This is a genomic window from Psychrobacter sp. KFRI-CH2-11 (assembly GCF_038239325.1).
Lineage (GTDB): Bacteria > Pseudomonadota > Gammaproteobacteria > Pseudomonadales > Moraxellaceae > Psychrobacter > Psychrobacter celer.
In genome coordinates this window covers 1577552-1600205 of record NZ_CP151283.1, presented here as the reverse complement: position 1 = coordinate 1600205, position 22654 = coordinate 1577552, and the positions used below count along the sequence as shown (strand labels likewise).

The window sequence follows — 22654 nt, the reverse complement described above, 5'->3', positions numbered from 1 at the left end:
ATCAGAATGCATGATAAAGCAGCTTGATAACGATAAAAAGCGCAAGATGCGTCACTTGCCGATCAGTGTGCCATTGTTTATGGCGGTTTGCCAGTATATCATCTGCTCAGCAAGACAGCCTGCGACAACGGATGTCGTTAAGTTTTCACCTTAACTCTTTTGTCAACGAGATAAACAACTACTATGCCCCTGCGCCCTATTGATGCCATTTTCGTTCATCCAAAAAAACGGCTGTACGTCGTTTATTATCGCGGCGAACTTTGGCAACTGCCACGTATGCGAATCAACGATAACGCCTGGCAAAACCGAAAGCCTTATACCGACGATAGTAGCGGACTCTACTTGAGCATTCATCAAGCCATCAGCGATCCGATACTGGCACAAAAACTTCGTACTCTAAACCTCCCCGCCGCCGTCCACGGTAGTTCCCTGTCACGTTTTGAAGCATGGTGGCAGGCACATGGCTTTAAATGGCTCAAAGACAAGCTATCAACAGGTGAGTCGCCGCTTGCCGCTCATCAAGTAAAAACCATTGACAACAAACCCACTTCCCCTTCACACTATCACCCAGCAGCGGCGAGCAAAAATGATGATACCAGCGCGCCCAGCCGCCTAAAAACCAACAGTCCAAGCAGCAACGATTCGGCCGTAAATACCGATGCCACGACGGATATCTTTGCAAACATGCTGGCAGATTTGGCAGAGGAAGTGCTGCATCAGTCGCTTTAGGGATAATAACCTGATAGCAGCAGCTCTTATCTTAGGGCGCACTCTGATCTCGAAGTCTGATTTTTTCGTTATCTGAGTGCCACCTTGACCATTCACTACCGATTATAAGAAGAGCAGTCATATATGAAAGACTACAAGCTGCTACTGGCTGGGCTAATTTTACTACTGCTCATCGTTTTTATCGCCATTTTTACGTGGCTGTGGATCAGTAACCGTAAAAACATAGACCCTTTGCCGATTATGGCAAACAATAATGAAGCGTCAGCCATAACGGCAGAGAGTGAAGAGGACGATATATCAACCTCCACCTTGTATGTGCAAGCAGAAGAGCGCCTACAAGTGCCTTTGGATGATGTGATTGTCAGCTTTGAGTCTCGCTATCCGCACGTACAAGTTTTGGCCAATTACGTACCCTCTCATGCGCTCTTGCAATTAGCAGATAGCGACATGGCTGCCGAGCAGCCTACCTCAAACATCGGTACAGACATCATCATCGCCCACGGTAGATTGACAGCCAAACGCCTTGAGCCTTTGCAAGCCCAGCTAGCGCTGATGCAAAATACGTTTAATAACAAGCAAGCCAGCACCACCTCTCAAGATCAAACGGCAGATACAGAGATGAGTCAAAGTGCCACTAAAGCCAAAACAGACAATCAAGAAGCGCGCATTTTAAATACATTTAGCTACGCATTAATAGATGAAAAAAGCTTAGATGGGGTGATTTTGTCCGATAATAGCATTGCCATCAGCTTTCGTAACTTTCTGCTATCGAGCGCAGGACAGGATATATTAAAAAAATACGATTATTATAATATCGATGGCTATAAAAACAGCGTAGATGATTTATTTAATCCAACGTCACGCGCCAAACAAGCCTCAGGTGAAAACCCCGTAGACGTCGCCGACGCGCTCAGTAATGGCAAATAAAGATAATCTGCCTATTTGTAGATTGCTCATTGCTTTTGGCGCGGCTTTTTTCTACAATGTCTCTCCACAACGCGCCTATAGCTCAACAGGATAGAGCAGTTGCCTCCTAAGCGACCGATCCGAGTTCGAGTCTTGGTGGGCGCGCCAATTATTGTATTTAGACATCACCTCGCATTACCTCAAGACCTTTAAACCCATGTCATACCTAGTTTTTAGTCTTTGTTAAACATTTGTCATTACCTACTCGCACCTCTACAATGTTGTTAAATAAAAGGGGCCGTCCTAAATAATTTTACTTATTTAGGACGGCCCCTAAAACTATATTTTAATATTTTCCGCATGATTCATGACACTAAAAATGAGTGCTAGAGCAATATAATTTGCTGTCAACTTATTACTTATATACACCATCATTCATATTTGAGTCTTTAAATGCTATAATAGCACTTAACCATCCAATTATGAGCGATTAACGTAATATGCGATTTGATTTTTATACGCCAAGTGAGATAGCTGTCATTTTGGGTGAGCGCCTAAAAACGCAGCGATTGGTACTCAATCTAACCCAAGCTACTCTAGCAGAAAAAGCAGGTGTTGGTATCAGTACAGTGGCTCGCATTGAGTCGGGACAAGGTGGCACGCTAGACAATGTGATTCGGCTTGCAATAGCACTTGGTATGATTAATCATTTTGCCGGGTTGTTTGACATCAAACCTAGCAGTATTGAAGACATTATCGCTAAACAAAACCCACGCTTGCGAGCATCAAATAAAGCTAGCGAGTAACGCTATGTACCAACCAATATCTGTTATTAATGTCTACTATAAAGGCTTTGGATCTAAGCGTCTTATCGGTCAGCTCACTATGGACGGACGCCGCCCTGTATTTGGCTATGATGCCGCATGGATTGCTGATGGTTTAGAGATATCGCCTATCGAGATGCCACTACGCAGTGCGCCTTATTATGGCAGTCATGCGACCAGTCATTATCTTTGCGGTCTGTTGTCAGATAGCTTGCCTGATGGTTGGGGCCTGCTGCTGATGGATAGGTTTTTTCGCAAAGTTATGGATAAACCTATACAGCAAATTAATGTTTTAGATCGCTTGGCTTATATTGGCGATTCAGCCATGGGCGCGCTTAGCTTTGAACCTGAGCATGACTTATCTGATGCTATTGATATGCCGGAGCTGACTTTAGCGAAGCTTGCGGCTGCCAATCAAACCATCCTATCGGGTCAAGACAGTGACATATTGGCTGAGCTTATCGTTATTGGCGGCTCTCCTCAAGGCGCTAGACCAAAAGCGTTGGTTTTATATGATGAGGCAAGTGATTTTATCACTACTGATTTAACCCGCGCAAACCCACTGGCAACACCTTGGCTTATCAAGTTCCCTGCTCAGTCTGAGCACAAAAGCGTCTGTCTATTAGAAGCGCTTTACGCTGATATGGCAAAACAAGCAGGTCTTAACATGCCAGCGCATCACTATTTTGATATTAATAACGACTACGCCGCGTTTGGGGTTGAACGTTTTGACCGAATAGGCGATCAGCGCGTGCATACTCATACGCTGGCAGGCTTATTAGACATTGATTTTCGCATCCCGTCGCTAGATTATCTGCAGTATTTGCGCTGTGTGCGTATGTTAACTGGGTCACAAGCCGCGGTAGAAGACGGTTTTAGACATGCGGTATTTAATGTGATTTTTAATAATAAAGACGACCATAGCAAAAACTTCTCTTTTATGATGGACAAAGCTGGCAGGTGGTCATTAGCGCCCGTTTATGATTTGGCATATAACTCAGGAATGAATGGTTATCATCAAATGGATGTGACAGGTGAAGCGAAGCACCCTACTCGATCTGACTTACTGAAACTGGCTAAAGCAGCTGATATTAAGAAAAATAAAGCTCAAGCAATGATTGATCAAGTAGCATCAGTCGCTGAAACGTTTTTAACTATCATTGACAACTATGATATTGAAAAAGAGTTATCAAATAAGGTCGCTTGTGATATAAAAGATAACATTGAGCGAATGGCAAGTTGATAGTGCTATTTAAGTTGTTAAATTTGTTGTTAAATAAAAGGGGCTGTTCTAAATAACTTTACTTATCTAGGACAGCCCCTTTTATTAAATAGCCAATATCAATGTGCAAAAAAATTCTTTTCTGCCAATAATGCAATAAAATTACTTCTACTCTTATAACGTTCTTTATTGCTTGCAACTTTCTCATCAATCATATGAATCAGACGACTTGGTAAAGTTACGTTGATTTTTTCAGTTTTTCCGAGATAACGATTTACATCGACTGGCGCTAAAGCCCAAGTTACACCTTCGTATTCTGGATTATCCATATAAGCACCGATATCAGAAGGAAGTGGGATTTGTTCTCCGTCTTCTACCAAGCCTTCTAAATGCAGCTCGATAGCTTCAATCGCCATATCAACAGCATCTTGATAGTTATCAGCAGCAGAAAAGCATCCTGGTAAATCAGGTACACGGATACCATGCGCTGTATGACTATCTCCTCTCTCGATTGCGATAGGATAAAACATGGCTAGACTCCTTTATATAGGTTTTATTAATTCAACGGTATAGATTATTTCAAAACAGATTTTTAATTAGTATTTACAAGTTAACTGTAGTCAAACGTTAGCTTCGTTTGCAAACAAAGCTAACTATTGCTAAAGCCACTGGATCATTTCAATCCAGCTTGTTTGAAAATACTATTAACAGTACCTTTCGGTAGGTCTTTTTTAGGGTGTGGGACAGTAACCCTGCCCTTTTTAGTTTTATGCTTGTACTGAAAATGACTACCCTTAGTGGCGACCCAATACCATCCATCTGCTATGAGCATATCTATAAGCTCGGATGACTTAATAAAAACCTCCTATAATCAAAATTCATTTCTATTGTAACAAAAATAACCCTAGGGTTATAAATTTTTAAGTACAATATAACCCTAGGGTTATTATATGTCAAATTTATTCTTAAATATTTCAAAAGGGGAAAAATCAGCTACCGCGATAACCTCACCAGCCACCGCAACCTTGACGTCCATATTCTGAGTCGATGGTAGGTTAACCGCAATCTCTGGCACAACCTGCCACGGCACAAGCCGTGATGAGATATTTGTGCGCTAAGGACTTAAAGGACCAAAGCCTCACAATTTCATTTTGTTTGGGGTATAGCATATCAAGAACAAACTGCAAAAACCTCAGCCCGCGCTTACCAATTGGCATAGACAATCCACATCAGTGTATCAGATAGCCCGTCATCATCACGCCTGAATACCACCAGACCGTTTAGCTTAGTAAAGCACTCTACGACCGACTGACGACCCTGGCACGGCACGCTATAGTTGAATATGGTTAAAAATACCATTGAGCGCATTAAGAGAATACATAAGCTACTCAAACAAAATGACACTGGTTTTAAACGCTACACAGGCATTCATAAAGCCACCTTTTGTGACATGCTTGAGGCCATGCAAGAGCATGAAGCATCTAAGACCAAATCAGGTAGACCAAGTGTGCTCAGTCTTAAGGAGCAGATACTACTAGCCCTCACTTATTGGCGTGAATACCGCACGCTTTATCATATCAGTATGGACTTTGGTATTCATGAGTCTTCTGCTAGCCGTATCATTCATAAAGTAGAAGACACACTGATTGACTCTGGCAAGTTTGAATTGCCCAAAAAGCTACCTAGTCGTGTCGATGAGAACATCAATTGGAGCGTCGAGCGATTACCCCTCCACATGGTCAGCCATTCAAGCCATTGCCCCTAAGATAGGCCGCCCACCCAATTAATGGTTCAGTTTATTGATAACCATAAACAGCTTTATGAGATCGAGCCAATTTGTCGAGTATTACCGATCGCCCCGTCAACCTATCACCGTGCTAAAGACTTAGAAGAGTACCCTGACAAGCGCTCACTGCGTCAGCAGCATAACGATTATTATATCAGTGAAATAGACGTATCTGGCAGGGAAGTAATGCTGTTGCGGTGCTCGTAAAGTCTGGCAGCAGATGAAAGCGGACGAACGACAGGTTGCTCGGTGTACTATAGAGCGTTTAATGAAGAGATAACTGATAGAAACAACCCTAAAGATATGATTCATCACAGTGATCGAGGGGTTCAGTACTTATTCATTCGTTACACTGAACAGATGACTGACTCCGGCGTGATTGCTTCTGTCGGTACCACAGATGATTCATACGACAAAGCATTGGCTGAATGATAAATCTGAGGTGATCTAGCAGGACGTGAACGATGTTTAATTGGCCACTCTTTAATGGGTAGACTGGTTCAACAAAATACGACTGCATAGAAAGCGGTATTATGATAATTTAACCCTGTCAGGCATTGCTGCCTGACTCAAGTAAATCACTCTCCGATATAGTCGGGGCGATTCAGAATGTATATTTCGCCATAACCTCTACTTCCTGACCCGCCTGTCTCCAAGGAAGCGTGGTATCACTGCGGTCTCGCCATTCGACACCAATATCAAGATTTGGTAAATAGGTATAGATAAGGTTGGCGCTCTTGATATCGATCGAAGTATCTGCTTCGTTATCTACGTTGACCTCTCCATAACGCATACTGCCACGCAGTTTTGGTGAAAAGACATGACGATAGCCCACGCTAAAACCAGTTTGCGAAACCAGTTTGCCATCTTCGGCATCACAATTTAGACTGACGGGCGTTAGTGCGCCCGTCGTACACACGCCAGAATAAACACCCATACCCTTACCTGTATAAACACTGCCATGTAGCGAGCCGTTGCCCAAAGCGTACTTACCCGCTAATGAGGCACCAAGACCTAAGTCCGAATCCAAATCATCTCCAATGTCCGTTCCCGCCTCACGAGCGGCAACTGCTAAAGTATAACCAAAATTTGAGACATCATTACTATAGCTTGCCACCATATCCGGCAGATCTGCCTCTTCATAAACGGGGTCCTGAGCGGTTAGACGTAGTCCTTTATTAGCGTAATGCAACGTCAAATCTGGACGAGCATAAATCCCACTACCAGCTATGGTTCCAAAACCAGTACCCCAGAAATCGAGTTGTTCAGTCAAACGTGGGGCGACCGCAAAAAACTGACCATTCCAAGTCTTACCGACCGTCACATTATCTAGCTGCAAATAAGCGTGACGCAAGCGTAAATTGGAGCCACCTGATGCATAATCTCCGTAAAAATCTCCTTCAATAAAACCTTTGAGTTTTCTATCATCGACTAGCGTCGTCGTGGTGAAGTTAATGCGCGACTCACGAGCATTGCCTTCAAAATCAAACTCTCCTTTATCTGGCGAGGCAAATACGCCTTCTGCTTTCACGTAGCCACCAACACTGAAGGTAGTATCGCCATTTTTGACCAGCTCTATCGCTTGCGCCTGTGTACACAGTACACAAGCAGCCACGGCCAAAGATATGTTTGTGAGTTTATGCATGATTGTTCTATTCCCTATGCTTCTATCAATAAAGTCCGTTTTATAAGATTAATTTAAGCCTTTAAAAGCAAAGCTTGATCTACTTTTTCACGTCGAGTGATGTTATTTGCCAGTAGTATGGCAGCGACACCAGCAATAACGATGACCGGAATACTACTGCCAATCACAAATGAAGAGTTCGAGTTATAAGAGAAAATAACACCCGCTAATAAAGGCCCTACGAACGAACCAACCCGCCCCATAGCAACGGCCACCCCAACCCCTGTACCGCGCATGCTCTTACTATAAGCTCTCGCCGCAAGCGCATATAAAGCAGACTGGCCGCCCGTGATAAAAAATCCTGAAAGACCTGAGGCTAATATAAGTGCCGTTAGGGATTTGGAGAAAGTTAAAGCAGACAGTCCGATCAAAATACCGATATAAATCATGATGACGACGGATCTCAGCTTGATATTAGATAATAACCAACCCAAGATAAGTACGCCGCAAACACCGCCCGCTTGATAAGCGACTTGAATGTTGCTTGCGCTTTTTAGACTCAAGCCATTGTTCTGCATCAGCACGGGTAGCCAATTTAAGATAAAATACAAAACAATTAAGGTGCCTAAGAAACTTAGCCAGATTTGAACAGTAGTTGCGGTACGCCCTTCCCCAAATAAGATAAATTTAAAATCAGTGTTTTCTTTGAGATCATCTTTGATCGCTTGTTTTTTGGTATAAGTTTCTTTTAAGAAAATAAAGAGTAGCGGCACAAGCGCAATCGGTGTCAGTCCACCTAAGTAAAATATGTTTTTCCACTCTCCCGCGCCAGTAAACCCGCCTGCAATCAGCGCCGTGATACCTGCACCAAAGGGTACGCCTGCATACATCACGCTAACGGCAGTGGCACTCCAACGCTCGGGGACAGATTCTGATGACATCGCAATCATCAAAGGTAGCGCACCGCCCATCCCGATACCTGTTAAAAAACGCACGATGACAAGTGAGCTAAAGTCAGCAGTAAAGGCGGTTGCGAGCGACATAACGCCAAACAATGCTACGCTGAAAATCAATATGTTTTTTCGACCTATTTTATCTGAGAGACGTCCAGCGACGATTGCGCCTGGAAACATGCCTAAAGTTGCAGCGCTAAAAATCCAGCCAAGCTGCCCTTTACTTAAATTAAATTCCGCTTGAACGGATGACGCTACCACGCCGATAGATTGAATATCGAAGCCTTCTAAAATAGCAATACAAAAACACATGAGTAATGTCGTATACATGACTGCAGGTTTTTTTGGCACAGCATCAGCCACAGAGATTTTCATAGACTCTTCCTTGAGTACAAAATAAATATGAAAGTGAGGTTTTTACTTTTAGCGTTAAAAAAATTTTGATACATACTAAATATTATTGACCGGCAGATAACCCTCCATCGCTGACTAAAATAGTACCTGTGACATAGCGTGCGCCCTTTTCGCTTGCTAGCATGACATAAAGATCGGTATGTTCTTCAGGAGAGGAGACACGACCTAGAGGGATATGTTTACCCATAGACTCTAGGCGCGCGCGATCTTTATTCATGGATTTGCCCATCTGATTTAACGCATCCGTACCGCCAATGGGTGTATCTGTGGCGCCAGGTGCGATGCCGCAGACGCGCACGTTCGGCGCAAAATCTAATGCCAACTGGGCAACGACGCCGCGCAGGGCGTACTTAGAAGCGGTATATAACGGCCCGCCACCGCCCGGACGAAAGCAAGCGTTAGAGCCTGTGGTGATAAAACAGCCTTGCGAGTCTTCTAAGGCTGCATAGCTGGCATGAGCCGCCATCAATACAGCCTTGACGTTGGTTGACATGATTTGCTCAAAACCATCTTCTAACTCTTGCGCCGACATTTTTTGTAGTTTTTTAAAAAAATCCCACACGCCAGCATTGGCTACCATGGCATCAAGCCCGCCCCATTTCTCAATTGCTGTCTCTACAGCGGCTTGGTTGGTGGCGTAATCATTGACGTCTCCGACCACATAACAGAAGTTGTCATTGGCTAAAAAAGTCTCAATCTGTTTAGGTTTGCGTACGACGGCAAGTACTTTAGCGCCTTCGTCGAGGAACCTCTCGACAATCGCCTTACCGATACCGCTGCCAGCGCCAGTGACAATTACCCGTCTATTCAATAGCATTTGCATATTATTGCCTCAAAATTACCTATTAAACTTTATAAAACCCTACATAAATACGTTTAGGTTTTTGGTCAGTAACGTAGACTGTTGCAGCAGAATCAAGCGGCCAGCCAAGCGATACTCATTACCGACTTTGCGCCAGATGTCTTTACGACGTCCCATTAAGGTAGAGTCATCGCGCTCAAAGCGGCTACGATATAGAGTAAATACCGTATGAACCTCAAACTCGTCCGCTTTATCGGTGTGAAAGACTTCTAGGTTCGATATCGCTGTTACCTGACGGGTTGGTGGGTCTTCTGTCCAGCACATACCGCTGTCATTGCGTTTTAGGCGCATCATGATCGAATCTTTGTCTTCCTCAAACAAAGACACTCTAGCGGTGGTAATCTCTGGCGTACGGTTTCTACGCAAGATATTTTCTCTGATAGGCGCCCAGTAAATGAGGTCGTCTTCTAAGTTGTCTGCCCATCCATCAAGAGTTTCATGATTCAGCAGATATATTTCGTGATTGACAAACCTTTGAATATCAAAAAAGGTTTGCATATCTACATGCTTGCCTTTAGCGTCGAGCGCTAACAACTGATCTCTGGTCATGTTCAGCTCCTTTTTATAATGTTGACTTTGCTAGTGGAATATCAGCCCAGCTGTCTGCTTCCATAAATTCGGTATAGCGTTTAAAAAACAGACGTTGGTTGGCGTCATTTAACTGGCCCTTAGTCACCGTCCCTGGCAAATCAACCGGCACCGCTTCTCCTTTCGTTGGATTCATGCCATAAAAAAGCTTCTGATTTCGAGTGACGTATCCTGCGTTACCCAGCGTGGCATGCTCCCAGTTTTCACCGTCGTCCATCTCCAAAATCCCACTGGGCGAAAACGTACGCATTGCGCCCAGTCGCCACTTATCTTTAATCTCGTCTGATGCCTCACTAGGTACCAACGTCCAGCTATGTAACTCTGTCTCTGTCGGCCCTTTAGGTAAAAAAGTTCTAAAAGTTAAGTAACCTGGCAAAAAGGCAAAGTTAGGAAAGATAAGACCTGATGCCACTGAGCCCAGCATTTTTCCACGTGCCACTCCTAAGCGTTTGGTTATCTCTTGTTCACGCGCGCGCAAGTATTTGATGATATCCTTATCACCCATGGTCGCCGCATTTCCAAAGTTATTGGCTAATGAAAACTCCCAACCGTGACCGTTGACACTGGCTTGATAGGAGTTTTCATTACTAACGACAATACCGCCTGCTTCTTTAAGCGTTGCCTCTGCTGCACCAAGATGCGTCCATAAAGCGTGATAAATATCACCGACAAAGTTATCGGCAGGATATTTCCAATTACATTTGAGTAGTGAGCGCGTGGTACCTGGTAAAAACTCAGTGCCTTTATCATCGACGTCCAAAATCGCATCTAGATACCAGCGGAAATCACCGAGGTACTCTCCTAAAGATGGCGCTTCTTCATCAAAGGTCGCAAACACCAAGCCTTTATAAGTTTCGACGCGCGCTCTATGCAGCCCCCAGTCCTCTTTTTTGAAGCCTTCAGTTTGATCGTATAATTCATTGGCAGGCATACCATTGAGCGCGCCATCTAAACCAAACGCCCAGCCATGATAGTTACAAACAAATGAGCGAATCTTGCCTTCACCGGCAAAGCACACTTTGTTGCCGCGATGTGGACAGGCATTAAGCATGACGTTGATGCTTTTGTCTTTCGCTCTTGCGACAATGACCGCATCTTCACCGATGTAGGTGGTGATAAAGTCGCCAAAGGATTTGACCTGAGATTCGTGGGCGACAAAATGCCAGCAGCGTGCAAAAACCTGCCTAAGCTCTTGTTGATAGATAGCCTCATCCCAAAAAATGCGTCTATCTATTAAGCCATTTTCGTGATCAACCATTGACCGGATATTCATTGACATGGGTAATTCTCCATAATTAAAAGTTAGAGGTGTTAAGTTAAAAAGGATAAAAATAAATGCTCGATTGTCTCTCTACGGCATGCATTTTATCGATGAGCTCTGACCAGCTCTCTAGCAAGGCTCGTTGATTTAAATAGCCTTTATCAGTGATTTCGTTTTTTTCAATCGATGGCTGTTCAGGTATGATTGCCACACGGCCTATCCTTGTACTATTGCTAAAATACACGTCGTTATAGTCTTTTAGCCGCTCCATGATCTGATTAATAACTGCCTCTGCTTTTTGTAAAAAAGCTGCATTTTTTTGTTCTTCCGTCAATTGATATTCTTTAGCCAGACGCTCAATATTGGGCACGACAAGCAAACCAATCTCTGACTGGTTGTGCCCTGTGATAACCGCATCTAAAAAGTAAGGCTTTAATACCGTCACGACCCCAACTCTAATCGCATTGACATTGACCCAAGTGCCAGAGCGCAGTTTGAAATTCTCCGACGTTCTGCCATCAAAAACTAGCCCGTCAGAGGGATTGTCTGGATTAATCAATCGACCTGCATCACCCATCGAATAAAAACCGTCTGTATCAAAGGCTTCAGCCGTTGCCTTCTCATTACGCCAATATCCTGGGGTGACATTAGGTCCACGTACGGCAAGCGCCATTTTATCTTGCACTGGTGTTAGTTTGATTTCGGTACCGGGCATGGGCACACCGATATTGACAGCGATATCGGACTCAAAGTTTAGGCAGGTGGCAAAAGGCGCGGTTTCTGTAGAGCCCCAGCCAGCCAAAAGCTTGGGACTGGTGCCGACTAGCTCGATGGAAAGCTCAGCCAGTCTATTTCTGGTTTTTTCAGGTAAAGCGGCGGCAGCAATAAAGATGACTTTTACCACTGAAAAGAACTTGCGCGCTTGGCGATGGTTTTCTTCAAATTCTGCCAATAAAGCTTCGATACCAGCGGGCACGTTAAAGTGAATGTTAGGCTCAATCATGCAGATATTTTCGATGGTTCTGCCGATATGCCCGGGAACAGGTTTGCCATCATCAATGGTTAAGGTGCCACCATTAAACAAGGCGATATTGACGCAGACGTTGCCACCAAAAGTATGGCTCCATGGTAGCCAGCTCACCAAACTTGGCGTCATATCCTGTAAAAATGGCCACATTTTATACAGAGCAACCTGATTGCTATACATCATTCGATGGGTGTTGATGACCCCTTTTGGCGTGCCAGTAGAGCCTGAAGTCATCATGACTTTAGCAATAGTGTCTTGGGTAACCGCTGCTCTTCTCGTCTCAACCTCTGCCTCTGTCACTTGTGGCAAGCTTCGAATCGCAGGGATATCATCCCTATCTGAATTAAATGCAATACACGGTATGTCGTGATGCTCAAGGATAAAAGTTGCAGCTTTTTTAAATAAATTAGTGTTACTAAAATGAATGACACCAGGCTTGACCGTATCGATGATACTAGACAGGCGCTCGAAGGCACTGCCATAAACGGCATAAGCAATAGACACAGGAGTAATAGGCACGCCAATCGTCATCGCGGCAAAGGCAACCAAGGCATGATTGATAGAGTTTGGAGCGATGATCATCAGCGGTTTGTCCGCTGAGATATCTAACGTGCCTAGATGCGTCGCTATGCTCTTCACTCTAGAGGCAAACTCTTTGTAAGATATCTCCGACCAACCATCGGCAGCTCTTTCACGCATACAAACGGTATTTGGAGAGCGCTTAGACCAATAATCAATGCAGTCGAGCATCGTATGCTCATCAAGATTTAGCGGCTCTTTATTACGTAGCACAAGATAGTTTTGAGTACTATCATCAGTGACTACGTCGTGGCGACCAAGCTTTATTTGTGGGTCAGTTTTGGATGCAAACTCAATCATTTTGCCCATCCCTCCATGGTTAGACTAAATTGGATATTTGTACTCAATAGATTTCCAATATTATTGAATACAAATATAGGAACTACTTTATTTCGCAGTAAACCAAACCCTCTTCCTATTAGGATGCTTACTGCTACATTTTTAAGACTTACAAATGGCTGTTTGCTACTTATGCTTTCGGCCATACAGCAAGTTTGTCGTTAAGCGTGGGTTTCAAAGATTTCATCTCATCAGCTAACGAGTCAACCACGCCAGCGACGCTCTCAACACATTCAGTCGCACTCACCCCGTGACCTGCGCCCCAAGTGTCTTTCCATGCTTTGCCTTCACCGTGAATATCAGAAAAATCAATTTCCGTACTGCCTTTAGACGACTTCAAATCAAAGCCTGATTTTTCTAAACTGGCTTTTAGCCAATTGGCCATCACACCAGAGACGACATCTGACGTCACAATATCTGACATGGTGGAATCAACCAGCATGCTGCGATATTCATCGTTTACCAAACTCTCAGGACAGCTGATAAAGCGCGTGCCCATATACGCAAAGTCAGCACCCAAAGCGAGCAAGGCCGCGATTGATTTGGCACTTTGTATCGCGCCGCCAACGATGATAGGGCCATCATAAAAACGGCGAACCTCTTCTACAAAGGCAAAAGCGGTATATTTACCGGTGTGACCACCTGCGCCAGAGCAGACCAAAATCAGACCATCGACGCCTGCTTCGACGGCTTTTTTGGCTTGTTCGGCATTGATAACATCGGCGAAAACTTTGCCGCCAAACGCATGAACTCTATCTAACACGCGTTTTGGGCTACCAAGCGCGGTCACGACAAACTTAGGCTTGTAGCGCTCAACCAAGGCTAATTCAGCCTCAAAACGGTCATAGCTTTTGTGGACAATCATGTTCATCGCCCACATACCCTCATAGGCGGTATCTTTAAGCTCAGACTCGATTTTGTCTAACCATTCTTCTAGCACTTCAATCGTGCGAGCGTTAGGGGCTGGGAAACAGCCTATGATTCCCGCTTTTGCCGAGGAGATAACCAAGTCAGGACCTGATATCAGGAACATCGGTGCAACGATTACTGGCAGCCGCATCCGCTCATATAATGTAGATACGATATCTCTATTGGCCATATCCTCTACCCCTTCACCTGATTAATTAAATCCAAAGCCACATCAACGATCATGTCTTCTTGACCACCGATAAGCTTACGCTTGCCCACTTCAACCAATATCTCGCGCACGTCGATATCGTATTGTTTCGATGCTTTCTCAGCATGACGTAAAAAGCTTGAGTAAACACCGGCGTAGCCAAGTGTTAAGGTCTCACGGTCAACTCGAACTGGTCGGTCTTGTAGCGGTCGTACCAAGTCTTCAGCGGCGTCCATCAATTTATAAAGGTCACAATTAGTCTCCCACCCTAAACGATTGCTAGCAGCAATAAATACTTCTAGCGGTGCGTTTCCAGCGCCAGCGCCCATGCCAGTCAAAGAAGCATCGACACGCGTTACGCCATTTTCGACCGCGACAATACTATTGGCGACGCCTAGACTTAGGTTGTGATGAGCATGAATACCAAGCTCAGTGCTGGCATTTAAGGTATCTTTTAGCGCCTTGACCCGTTCTGCCACATCATTCATATTCATTGCGCCGCCACTGTCTACGACATAGACACAACCTGCGCCGTACGATTCCATAAGTTTTGCCTGTTCGGCCAGTTTGGCGGGCGATACCATATGCGACATCATCAAGAAGCCTATGGTGTCCATGCCCATCGCTTTTGCGGTTTCGATATGCTGTTTTGAGACATCTGCTTCTGTGCAATGCGTCGCAACACGTACTGAGCGTACGCCCAAATCATAAGCGCGCTTCAAATCTTGGACAGAGCCGATGCCAGGTAGCAATAGCGTGGTCAATACCGCTTTGTCTAATACATCAGCCACCGCCTCAAGCCACTCCCAATCGGTATGCGCTCCAAAGCCATAGTTAAAACTACTGCCACTTAAGCCATCGCCATGCGCGACTTCAATGGCATCAACACCAGCGTCTTCGAGCGCTTTAGCGATGTTACGGACATGGTCAATACCGTACTGATGACGTATGGCATGCATACCGTCGCGAAGGGTGACGTCTTGGATATATAGTTTTTTATCAGTCATGATTTATGCTCCCACTTGTGCTTGTCTGGCGACGGCAATTTTTTCAGCAGTCTTTAATGCCGCTGAGGTCATGATGTCTAGGTTGCCCGCATACGAAGGCAGATAATGCGCCGCACCTTCTACTTCAAGAAATACTGAGGTTTTGAGTCCTGTTAGCGTACCGATATCTGGGATGTGCAATGGGTTTTGCTCGGTATAACGCTCAAACTGTACGGTCTGCTTTAAGCGATACCCTGGTACATAGCTTTGTACCTCTTTGACCATTTCATCAACACTGGCTCTGATGCCATCCTCACTCGCATCTTCAGAAAAGGTCATTACGGTGTCACGCATAATCATCGGTGGCTCGGCAGGATTTAGAACAATAATCGCTTTGCCTTTTTTGGCACCGCCTACTTGCTCAATGGCGTGCGAGGTGGTTTCCATAAACTCATCAATATTTGCTCGGGTACCGGGTCCTGCAGATTTTGAGGAGATAGAAGCGATGATTTCTGCATAATGCACCGGTGCCACACGTGATACGGCATAGACCATAGGAATGGTCGCTTGACCACCGCAAGTCACCATATTGACATTTGGCTGCTCGATATTAGACTCACCATTGACGGCTGGGACAATAAATGGACCAATCGCCGCTGGGGTCAAATCAACAATGATTTTGCCAGCTTCATGACAGACTTTTGAATGGGTCGCGTGTGCAGAGGCGGAGGTAGCATCAAAGACAATCACGATGTCTTGCCACTCAGGCATGGCTATCAAACCCTCGATACCTTCATGGGTGGTCGCGACACCCATACGTTTGGCACGCGCTAAGCCATCAGACTCAGGATCGACACCAACCATGGCGACGATTTCTAGGTTTTGAGAGGTTCTTAGAATTTTAATCATCAGATCGGTTCCGATATTTCCTGAACCGATGATGGCGACTTTCGCTTTCGTTGACATATTATTGACATCCTTTTCGATAGTTAGATTTCTTATTCAGTTTGCTATTAGTTTTATTAATCGATAAAACTCACTGACACACTATTGAGACCATCTATGCTGGCGGTAAATTGATCGCCTGATTTGACAGCTACCATTGGCCCTAGAGCACCTGATAGCACCACATCGCCCGCTTTGAGTGGCTGACCGTTTTCAATCATCCTATTGGCAAGCCAAAGTGTCGCCAATAAGGGGTTGCCTAAACACGCTCGACCTTCGCCTTCAGATACGACTGCATTACCATTTGCCAACTGCATTTTGCAGCTTTCTAAATCCAGTTGGCTGAGCGGTACGGGCGTGGTTCCCATGATGATTCCGCCATAAGAAGCATTGTCAGCGATAGTGTCAAACAGGCTAATGTCCCAGTTCGCCACACGGCTATCGACAATCTCTAAAGCAGCAACGGCATAATCAACGGCATTGATGACATCAATAATCGTTAAATGCTCAGAATCTAAGTCAGACTTGAGTACAAAGGCAATTTCAGCTTCAATTTTAGGCTGCAAAAACTGACCAACAGATATCTGCGCGCCTGAGCAATAGCATGTATCGGCGTAGACCATACCGTAGTCCGGTTGATCCACACCCAATTGTGCTTGCACGGCGGTTGAGGTCAGGCCAATCTTGCGACCGATGGTGACTCTACCTTGCTCACTCCAGCGGCGGTGATTCTCTTGCTGAATCCCATAAGCCAAAGAGATATCGGTGGCGTCAACTTGGTCACGCAGTGGTGCGATTGCGCCTTTGCTATAGGCATCAAATAATGAATTGGCTAAATCAGCAGCGGTATTCTTGTCATTCATAATGTAAAGCTCTCATGTGCGTCGTGTATTTTTGCGTCGTATATAGATGGGTTATTTACGTGGCGGACGCTGAAACTTATGTCCCCAAGCTGAATTGGTATGATGAACTTTGACATGCCAGCTATCATCATCAACCTCTATGGCACCCCAGCCAAATTCAACATCAAAGCCCGACGGACTCAGGGTATAAAAAGACAACATCTCATCATTCGAGTGTCGACCTAGCGTGAACGAGAAGTGTGTGCCCGCTTTTTCGGCAGCATCCATCGCCCGACCAACGTCATCGACGTCATCGACTTGCAACATGATATGAGCAACTTTCGCTGGAATAGGCACAGGCGCTAACGCCAAAGAATGGTGACGTCCATTACAACGTAAAAAGGTGATACTTAAAGGTTTACCGGGTACGATCTCGGTATTGATATAGTCTGATACTTTGAAGCCTAAAAGCTGAGTGTAGAATGCTTCTTGTGCTGCGTGGTCTTTGGTAATAAGGACGATATGACCAAGTCCCTGCTCGCCAGTGATAAAGCGAAAACCCTTAGGACTGACAAAAGGTTGATTGGTCAACTGCAAAGGGCCGTAGAAGGCTTCACAGCGGGTGCCGTCAGGATCATAAAAGACGATGAGCTCTTTTACTTGGCGCGATTTCGCCAACTCATCGGAACCGATTTCAAAAGCGATGCTGTGCTCGTGCAAACGACTTTTCAAACTTTCTAAGTCTTGCTTATCACTGACTTCCCAACCGACATAATCTAGATGGTTATGATCTGAGTGTTTAAGCTTAATACGCCAAGCATATGAATCAACGCGCAGCGACATATCACCGTTATCATGGTCATCGACACTGACGCCCAGTATGTTTTCGGCGTAATCTCGCCAAGCTTCTTTATCAGCAATGGAAAAGCCCAGATAGCCTAATGCTTTTATCTCTGACATGTTAAAAATCCCTTTTATGAGTTTTATCCCTTAACTTTCTTTTACAACACAGCATACAGATAGCCACGCATTTAACCGCGCATCAGTTTTCGCAGTGGCAGCTCTGGATTGGCCAATTGTGATGGCTCAACATCCACATCATTCTTTATCATGCGCATGGCGGCGCGAACGGCATTTGGATTATTAACGCTGACAGCACCAACGACGCGGTTATCAACCACGCTAAAATATACCGGCCACTCGCCTTCTAGTCTCATGACCAAGTGCTCTTTGGTGGGTAAAATCTTGCCAGCCATCTCTATATGCAAATCGCCTTGATCTGACCAGAACCAATCAACAGGTGCTACTGGTAACTCTTGATTTAAAATAGCAGCGGCAGCACGCTCTCCTTGATGTTGAGCTGACTGCCAATGCTCATGACGTACCGTTGAGCCATCAGCTTGGCTCACTGCGGCAACGTCTCCTGCCGCATAAACGCCTGCAAATTTAGTGGCTTGATTGTCATTGACTTGAATACCGCCCGTGGCTGGGTTTAGTAGCTCAGCGCTGATAGCATCCGAAAGATAAGGCGTACTTGGCGCCATACCAACGCCCATCACGATGACATCAACTTCAATCGATGTACCATCATCAAACAAGATGCCCACACTGCCATCTGCCTGCTCTATAAATTTATCAAGACGGCAATGAGACGTCAGTGTCACGCCTTGGGCGCAGTGATTGGCAACGATTTTTTCGCATAATTCTGTCGGTAGCAGATGAGCCATAGGTAGCGCAGCAGCATCTAACCACTGTATGCTAGCGCTAGATTTTTTTGATAGCGACGCTGTGGTTTCAGCACCAATAAAGCCGCCACCTATCACTGCCACACGCGTATCTGCGGTCAATCTTTGGCGCAGATTTAGCGCATCTTCATAGTGACGTAGTACCAATACTTGCGGTAGATTTGACCCTTCTATAGGTAATCGTCTTGCTTCGCCACCTGTTGCCAAGACTATGGCATCGGCGGTTAATGCTTTACCGGACTCTAAAATAATAGTGCGCGTCGTAGGATCTAATTGACGCACCCCATCACCGTAGTGAGCTTCTATATTGAGTGCCGTGAGCTCGTTATCGTTGATTAAAGCAATATCATGATGCGTGCTATCGGCTTGCATCAAAATCTGCTTGGACAACGGTGGTCTCTCATACGCGCCATGTTGGTCTTTATCGACCAGGGTGATGCTGCCCGAGAATTCCAGCTGGCGTAATGTTCTGACGCAGCTTATCCCAGCGGCACTGGCACCGACGACGATGACTGACTCAATCTGGCTCATCTGTCGACCTCGATGTATATCTCACCGTCTTTGATTTCGACATCATAGACGTTGACCGCTTTTATGGCTGGTGGATTATCAGGTACGCCCGTCTTTAGACAAAAGACTGACATATGCAGCGGACATTCAACAGTGTCTCCTTCTACAAAACCATCACAAAACGAGGCTTGGGCATGAGTACAAGTGTCGTCAATCGCATAAACCTCGCCACTTTCACCGCGAATAACCGCAATCGGCGGGTTAAATTGGTCCAGCTTGATCGCCTCGCCAATCTCTAAGTCTTCTAATTTGCCAACATGAAACATAACAACCTCGCTTTATTCTGCTGTGAAGTGATTGATGACCAACTGTAGGAACTCTTTTGGTCGCTCAGCCATGACCCAATGTCCACAATTGGCTAACACATGCAAATCTGCATTAGGCATTGAACGACCTAACTTAAAGCCCATTTCTGTCGGTACGACTTTGTCTTCACGGCCGTGAATAACGATAGCAGGATGGTTGATTTTGGCGACCACGTGCTCAGGCATGCCCGAGAGTTGGGTTTCCCCTTCCTCATTTGGCTGTACCAATAACTTGCGCAGACCTTCTTGCGCGCCAGGAATAAGACTGGTTTGATAACGTTCTTCGACCAGCTCATCGGTTATGGTGTTTGGGTTATGAGGAAAATGAGACATGGCTTGACGCATGTTTTCACGTGATGGTGTGTAGTCCCATCCTGAGCGCAAACCTGGCGTCATAAAGAACTTGTCACATGGCGTGCCCATTAAACAGAGCTTGGAGAATCTTTCAGGAAAACGTGCCGCCGTTGCCAGTGTCAACGAGCCACCAAAGGAATTACCAATGACGTGGGTTTTTTCGATACCTAACGCATCTAAGAAAGCCAATAAATGCTTGCCCCAGTGCTTAATATCGTAACTAAAATTAGGATCTCTTTCGGTATGTCCAAAGCCCGCTAAGTCAGGCGCGATGACACGGAAGTGCTTGGCCAGCTCAGGGATAATCTTACGCCAGTTGGTATAGGCAGAGACACCTGGTCCTGAACCATGCAATAGCAATAACGGCTCACCCTCGCCCATTTCCAAATAGTTGGTTTGCAGTCCAAAAGCTTCAATCGTTTTGCCTTTGCCAGAATCAATTACTTGCATATTCAATCTTCCTTGATAACAGTTTTCACGAGATGATTATTTATCACTGACAGTTACAATAATAGAGATTTTCGTTAATGTCAATACGCTACCGTATGGTGAAACCATAATAATTTTTTTGGCGCTCTTCTTTTAACAAAATCGCTTCATATACTATTTTTCTTAAACCCTTGTATACACTGCATTATGAGATAAAACTTAGCAATTAATAAGTTGAAATTATGAGGTTAAACTTATTTAAACCTAGGTATATATATAGATATAAATTAATATATAGCATACTAAAGCGTATGTTATAAGAAATAAATAGCCATATATTTAGGTAAGAAGCGAGGACAAAATGCTAAAGGCGCGGCTTACTGCTATCGAGTAGAATGAAGAAAATATCTTTGAAGAGTCATTGAGAATGAAGCTGATGGTTTATTATGCTAAGACTTAAGTTGATTAAAATGATAAAATATGAAAAATCTTATCTGAGCAACTGAGCGCATGGCTCAGTAGGTGTACGATTATTAAGTCCTACGAGTACTATAGTCAGTCTAGAATAAAAGAGATACAACCCATATCATGAAACAGCTTAGGTAGATTATTCTCCATCCAGCCTTGACGTAGAAATTTTGCCTGTGCCCACTTCTTTTCAATGGGATTTAGATCAGGGCTGTAGGGTGGCAACCAAAGAATACGATGGCCATGTCTGTTCAGTAGTTTTTGAATGCATTTGTTCTTATGAAATCTAGCATTGTCCATCACGATCACACATTTTGTTTTAAGACTTGGTATTAGCGTGTGTTTGCACCAGTGGTAGAATATGCTGCTGTTAATATTTTGCTCAAAGTAATCTAAGGCAAATAACATTTTTTCATAGAGCGCACCAATAACGTTAGTGCGCTTTCTTGCTTGCCAGTTATAGCTGTCGATACAGGGTTTACCTATCGGTGCATAGCCATGAGAACGAATGGTTTCAGCCTCAAAGCCGCTTTCATCCATGTACACAATGGGATAGCCTTGCTGAATAAAACTATTGAGCTTACTCTGATACGCTGCTCTTTTTATTGGACACGCTTTTGGATGCTCTAAGGTCTTTTTTTTGACTGATACCAAGGCGCTTTAGGGCAATATCAATGCCTGACTTGCTACAGCCTAAACGTTGAGCTCGCTCGTACATGTAATCGTCTGGATACTGCGCGACGTCTTTGAGAAGTGCTTCATTTGGTATTTTACTGGGTGGCTTATCCCGAGTTTGTTTGATACTTGGATTTTTCAGCCAACGCTGTAAAGTGGTTTTGCTGATGTCATAGAAAACACAAGCTTGACGAATGCTCATGTCTTTGTCTTTGACGCTTTTTATAACTTGCGTTCGAAAGTCTGCTGAGTAAGTCATAATGATTATATCTTTCTCTTTATTTTAAAAGCATTGTATCTTATTTATAAAAGACTGACTATATCGTACCGTCAGACTTTGGGTATCTGGTATTGAGCATTTAGCATACTTGAAACTCACTAAACATAATGAATGAGTTGTTTAAGAGTGAATCAACGATGATTGACTCTTTTTTTAATAAGTAGAGGTCTTAAAAACATGGATTTAATAGAAAAAAATCCAAGCCAATCCAATAAACTGACGGCGCAAGATTGGTTAGATATCGCTGAGTCTGAGTTGGCTAAATCTGGTATCACGGCTGTCAGAGTAGAGCCACTTGCCAAAAAACTAAAGGTTACCAAGGGCAGTTTTTACTGGCATTTTCGTAGTCGAAAAGAGTTGTTCGAAAAGCTGCTATCAAACTGGCGTACGCGCTCAACGGTTGCTATTATCGAGCGTTTAAGTGATATAGAGTTGACACCTGAAGAACGCTTGAGAAAGCTTTTCTTGATTCCTTATAAGCGTAATACCAGAATCAATGGTGCAGCTTTAGAGCTTGCCATCCGTAACTGGTCACAAAATGATAAAGCGGTGCAGGAAATTCTCAATGAAGTTGATAGTCATCGTTTGACTTTTATTGCGATGATTTTTGAAAATTTAGGATATAACAAAGAGCAAGCAGAGATAAGAGCAGCTCGGTTTTATTACACCATGCAGGGAATATCTGTCGTCAATGTGCAAAAAGAACAGGCCTCTATTGAGCAGATATTTGAAACTTTATTGTGATGATTTTTGCCTAGTATAGTATGGTGAGAGTGTTTGGAATAATAACGCAAGCGCTAGTGTTCTCTATTGAGTTCATCAGC

At 44.4% G+C, this 22654-nt stretch carries 24 protein-coding genes, 1 tRNA gene and 1 pseudogene; 8 read left to right on the top strand and 18 right to left on the bottom strand.

All coding sequences use genetic code 11. The annotated features are described in order from the left end of the window. Positions 1–183 precede the first annotated feature (183 nt). The 5 genes from AADH33_RS06680 (at position 184) to AADH33_RS06660 (ending at position 3702) form a co-directional block, all read left to right on the top strand. Complete coding sequence (locus AADH33_RS06680; RefSeq protein WP_348548362.1) at positions 184–729, top strand: hypothetical protein; 546 nt, start codon at positions 184–186, stop codon at positions 727–729. A 123-nt stretch (positions 730–852) separates the two neighbouring features. Further along, on the top strand, positions 853–1656 hold the full coding sequence (locus tag AADH33_RS06675; protein WP_348548361.1) for a hypothetical protein: 804 nt from the start codon (positions 853–855) through the stop codon (positions 1654–1656). 71 nt (positions 1657–1727) lie between these two features. Further along, positions 1728–1803, top strand: a tRNA-Arg gene (locus AADH33_RS06670). Between the two features lie 332 nt (positions 1804–2135). Beyond that, positions 2136–2441 (top strand): helix-turn-helix domain-containing protein, encoded by a 306-nt coding sequence (locus AADH33_RS06665; RefSeq protein ID WP_075100817.1) that lies wholly within the window; start codon positions 2136–2138, stop codon positions 2439–2441. 4 nt (positions 2442–2445) lie between these two features. Continuing rightward, positions 2446–3702 (top strand): type II toxin-antitoxin system HipA family toxin, encoded by a 1257-nt coding sequence (locus AADH33_RS06660; protein ID WP_348548360.1) that lies wholly within the window; start codon positions 2446–2448, stop codon positions 3700–3702. A 98-nt stretch (positions 3703–3800) separates the two neighbouring features. Here the strand turns inward: AADH33_RS06660 and AADH33_RS06655 are convergent, their stop codons facing one another. Together AADH33_RS06655 and AADH33_RS06650 are read right to left on the bottom strand one after the other, a co-directional pair. Then, positions 3801–4211: a type II toxin-antitoxin system HicB family antitoxin gene (locus tag AADH33_RS06655; protein ID WP_105245849.1), complete on the bottom strand. Its 411-nt coding sequence runs from the start codon at positions 4209–4211 to the stop codon at positions 3801–3803. 143 nt (positions 4212–4354) lie between these two features. Beyond that, the gene (locus AADH33_RS06650) at positions 4355–4537 is read right to left on the bottom strand and encodes a type II toxin-antitoxin system HicA family toxin (RefSeq protein WP_198332463.1); all 183 of its coding nucleotides are present in this window, start codon (positions 4535–4537) and stop codon (positions 4355–4357) included. Positions 4538–5023: 486 nt separating this feature from the next. Between AADH33_RS06650 and AADH33_RS06645 the strand changes: the two genes are divergently transcribed. Together AADH33_RS06645 and AADH33_RS13190 are read left to right on the top strand one after the other, a co-directional pair. Continuing rightward, positions 5024–5446 (top strand): helix-turn-helix domain-containing protein, encoded by a 423-nt coding sequence (locus AADH33_RS06645; protein WP_348548359.1) that lies wholly within the window; start codon positions 5024–5026, stop codon positions 5444–5446. Between the two features lie 226 nt (positions 5447–5672). Continuing rightward, a pseudogene (locus AADH33_RS13190) lies at positions 5673–5747 on the top strand (hypothetical protein); the annotation flags it as partial. 324 nt (positions 5748–6071) lie between these two features. On the opposite strand, the gene AADH33_RS06640 reads toward AADH33_RS13190, so the two are convergent. The 16 genes from AADH33_RS06640 to AADH33_RS06565 form a co-directional block, all read right to left on the bottom strand. Beyond that, a complete protein-coding gene (locus tag AADH33_RS06640; RefSeq protein ID WP_348548358.1) occupies positions 6072–7112 on the bottom strand; it encodes a hypothetical protein in 1041 nt (346 codons plus the stop codon). Positions 7113–7165: 53 nt separating this feature from the next. Next, complete coding sequence (gene mhpT / locus AADH33_RS06635; RefSeq protein ID WP_348548357.1) at positions 7166–8419, bottom strand: 3-(3-hydroxy-phenyl)propionate transporter MhpT; 1254 nt, start codon at positions 8417–8419, stop codon at positions 7166–7168. Between the two features lie 82 nt (positions 8420–8501). Next, positions 8502–9281, bottom strand: coding sequence for an SDR family NAD(P)-dependent oxidoreductase (locus AADH33_RS06630; RefSeq protein ID WP_348548356.1), 780 nt, complete (start codon positions 9279–9281; stop codon positions 8502–8504). Between the two features lie 39 nt (positions 9282–9320). Continuing rightward, entirely contained in the window at positions 9321–9869 is a 549-nt protein-coding gene (locus AADH33_RS06625) for a 3-phenylpropionate/cinnamic acid dioxygenase subunit beta (protein WP_348548355.1), read from the bottom strand. A 13-nt stretch (positions 9870–9882) separates the two neighbouring features. After that, positions 9883–11187: an aromatic ring-hydroxylating oxygenase subunit alpha gene (locus tag AADH33_RS06620; protein WP_348548354.1), complete on the bottom strand. Its 1305-nt coding sequence runs from the start codon at positions 11185–11187 to the stop codon at positions 9883–9885. Between the two features lie 37 nt (positions 11188–11224). After that, positions 11225–13075, bottom strand: coding sequence for an AMP-binding protein (locus AADH33_RS06615; protein ID WP_348548353.1), 1851 nt, complete (start codon positions 13073–13075; stop codon positions 11225–11227). A 169-nt stretch (positions 13076–13244) separates the two neighbouring features. Next, entirely contained in the window at positions 13245–14213 is a 969-nt protein-coding gene (locus tag AADH33_RS06610; protein ID WP_348548352.1) for an NAD(P)H-dependent flavin oxidoreductase, read from the bottom strand. A 5-nt stretch (positions 14214–14218) separates the two neighbouring features. Then, a complete protein-coding gene (dmpG, locus tag AADH33_RS06605) occupies positions 14219–15238 on the bottom strand; it encodes a 4-hydroxy-2-oxovalerate aldolase (RefSeq protein WP_348548351.1) in 1020 nt (339 codons plus the stop codon). A gap of 3 nt (positions 15239–15241) precedes the next feature. Further along, positions 15242–16183: an acetaldehyde dehydrogenase (acetylating) gene (locus tag AADH33_RS06600; protein ID WP_348548350.1), complete on the bottom strand. Its 942-nt coding sequence runs from the start codon at positions 16181–16183 to the stop codon at positions 15242–15244. Between the two features lie 56 nt (positions 16184–16239). Further along, positions 16240–17025: a 2-keto-4-pentenoate hydratase gene (locus tag AADH33_RS06595; protein ID WP_348548349.1), complete on the bottom strand. Its 786-nt coding sequence runs from the start codon at positions 17023–17025 to the stop codon at positions 16240–16242. A gap of 51 nt (positions 17026–17076) precedes the next feature. Continuing rightward, positions 17077–17964: a VOC family protein gene (locus AADH33_RS06590; RefSeq protein ID WP_348548348.1), complete on the bottom strand. Its 888-nt coding sequence runs from the start codon at positions 17962–17964 to the stop codon at positions 17077–17079. A gap of 71 nt (positions 17965–18035) precedes the next feature. Next, a complete protein-coding gene (locus tag AADH33_RS06585) occupies positions 18036–19280 on the bottom strand; it encodes an NAD(P)/FAD-dependent oxidoreductase (protein WP_348548347.1) in 1245 nt (414 codons plus the stop codon). After that, the gene (locus AADH33_RS06580; RefSeq protein WP_348548346.1) at positions 19277–19585 is read right to left on the bottom strand and encodes a bifunctional 3-phenylpropionate/cinnamic acid dioxygenase ferredoxin subunit; all 309 of its coding nucleotides are present in this window, start codon (positions 19583–19585) and stop codon (positions 19277–19279) included. The genes AADH33_RS06585 and AADH33_RS06580 overlap by 4 nt, the downstream gene beginning before the upstream one ends. A gap of 12 nt (positions 19586–19597) precedes the next feature. Then, positions 19598–20428 (bottom strand): alpha/beta fold hydrolase, encoded by an 831-nt coding sequence (locus AADH33_RS06575; RefSeq protein WP_348548345.1) that lies wholly within the window; start codon positions 20426–20428, stop codon positions 19598–19600. A 534-nt stretch (positions 20429–20962) separates the two neighbouring features. Then, the gene (locus tag AADH33_RS06570; RefSeq protein ID WP_348548344.1) at positions 20963–21529 is read right to left on the bottom strand and encodes an IS630 family transposase; all 567 of its coding nucleotides are present in this window, start codon (positions 21527–21529) and stop codon (positions 20963–20965) included. Then, on the bottom strand, positions 21456–21809 hold the full coding sequence (locus AADH33_RS06565; RefSeq protein WP_348548343.1) for an IS630 transposase-related protein: 354 nt from the start codon (positions 21807–21809) through the stop codon (positions 21456–21458). Before AADH33_RS06565 ends, AADH33_RS06570 begins: the two co-directional genes overlap by 74 nt. Positions 21810–22007: 198 nt before the next feature. On the opposite strand from AADH33_RS06565, the gene AADH33_RS06560 reads away from it, so the two are divergent. Further along, positions 22008–22574: a TetR/AcrR family transcriptional regulator gene (locus AADH33_RS06560; RefSeq protein WP_348548342.1), complete on the top strand. Its 567-nt coding sequence runs from the start codon at positions 22008–22010 to the stop codon at positions 22572–22574. Positions 22575–22654 lie beyond the last annotated feature (80 nt).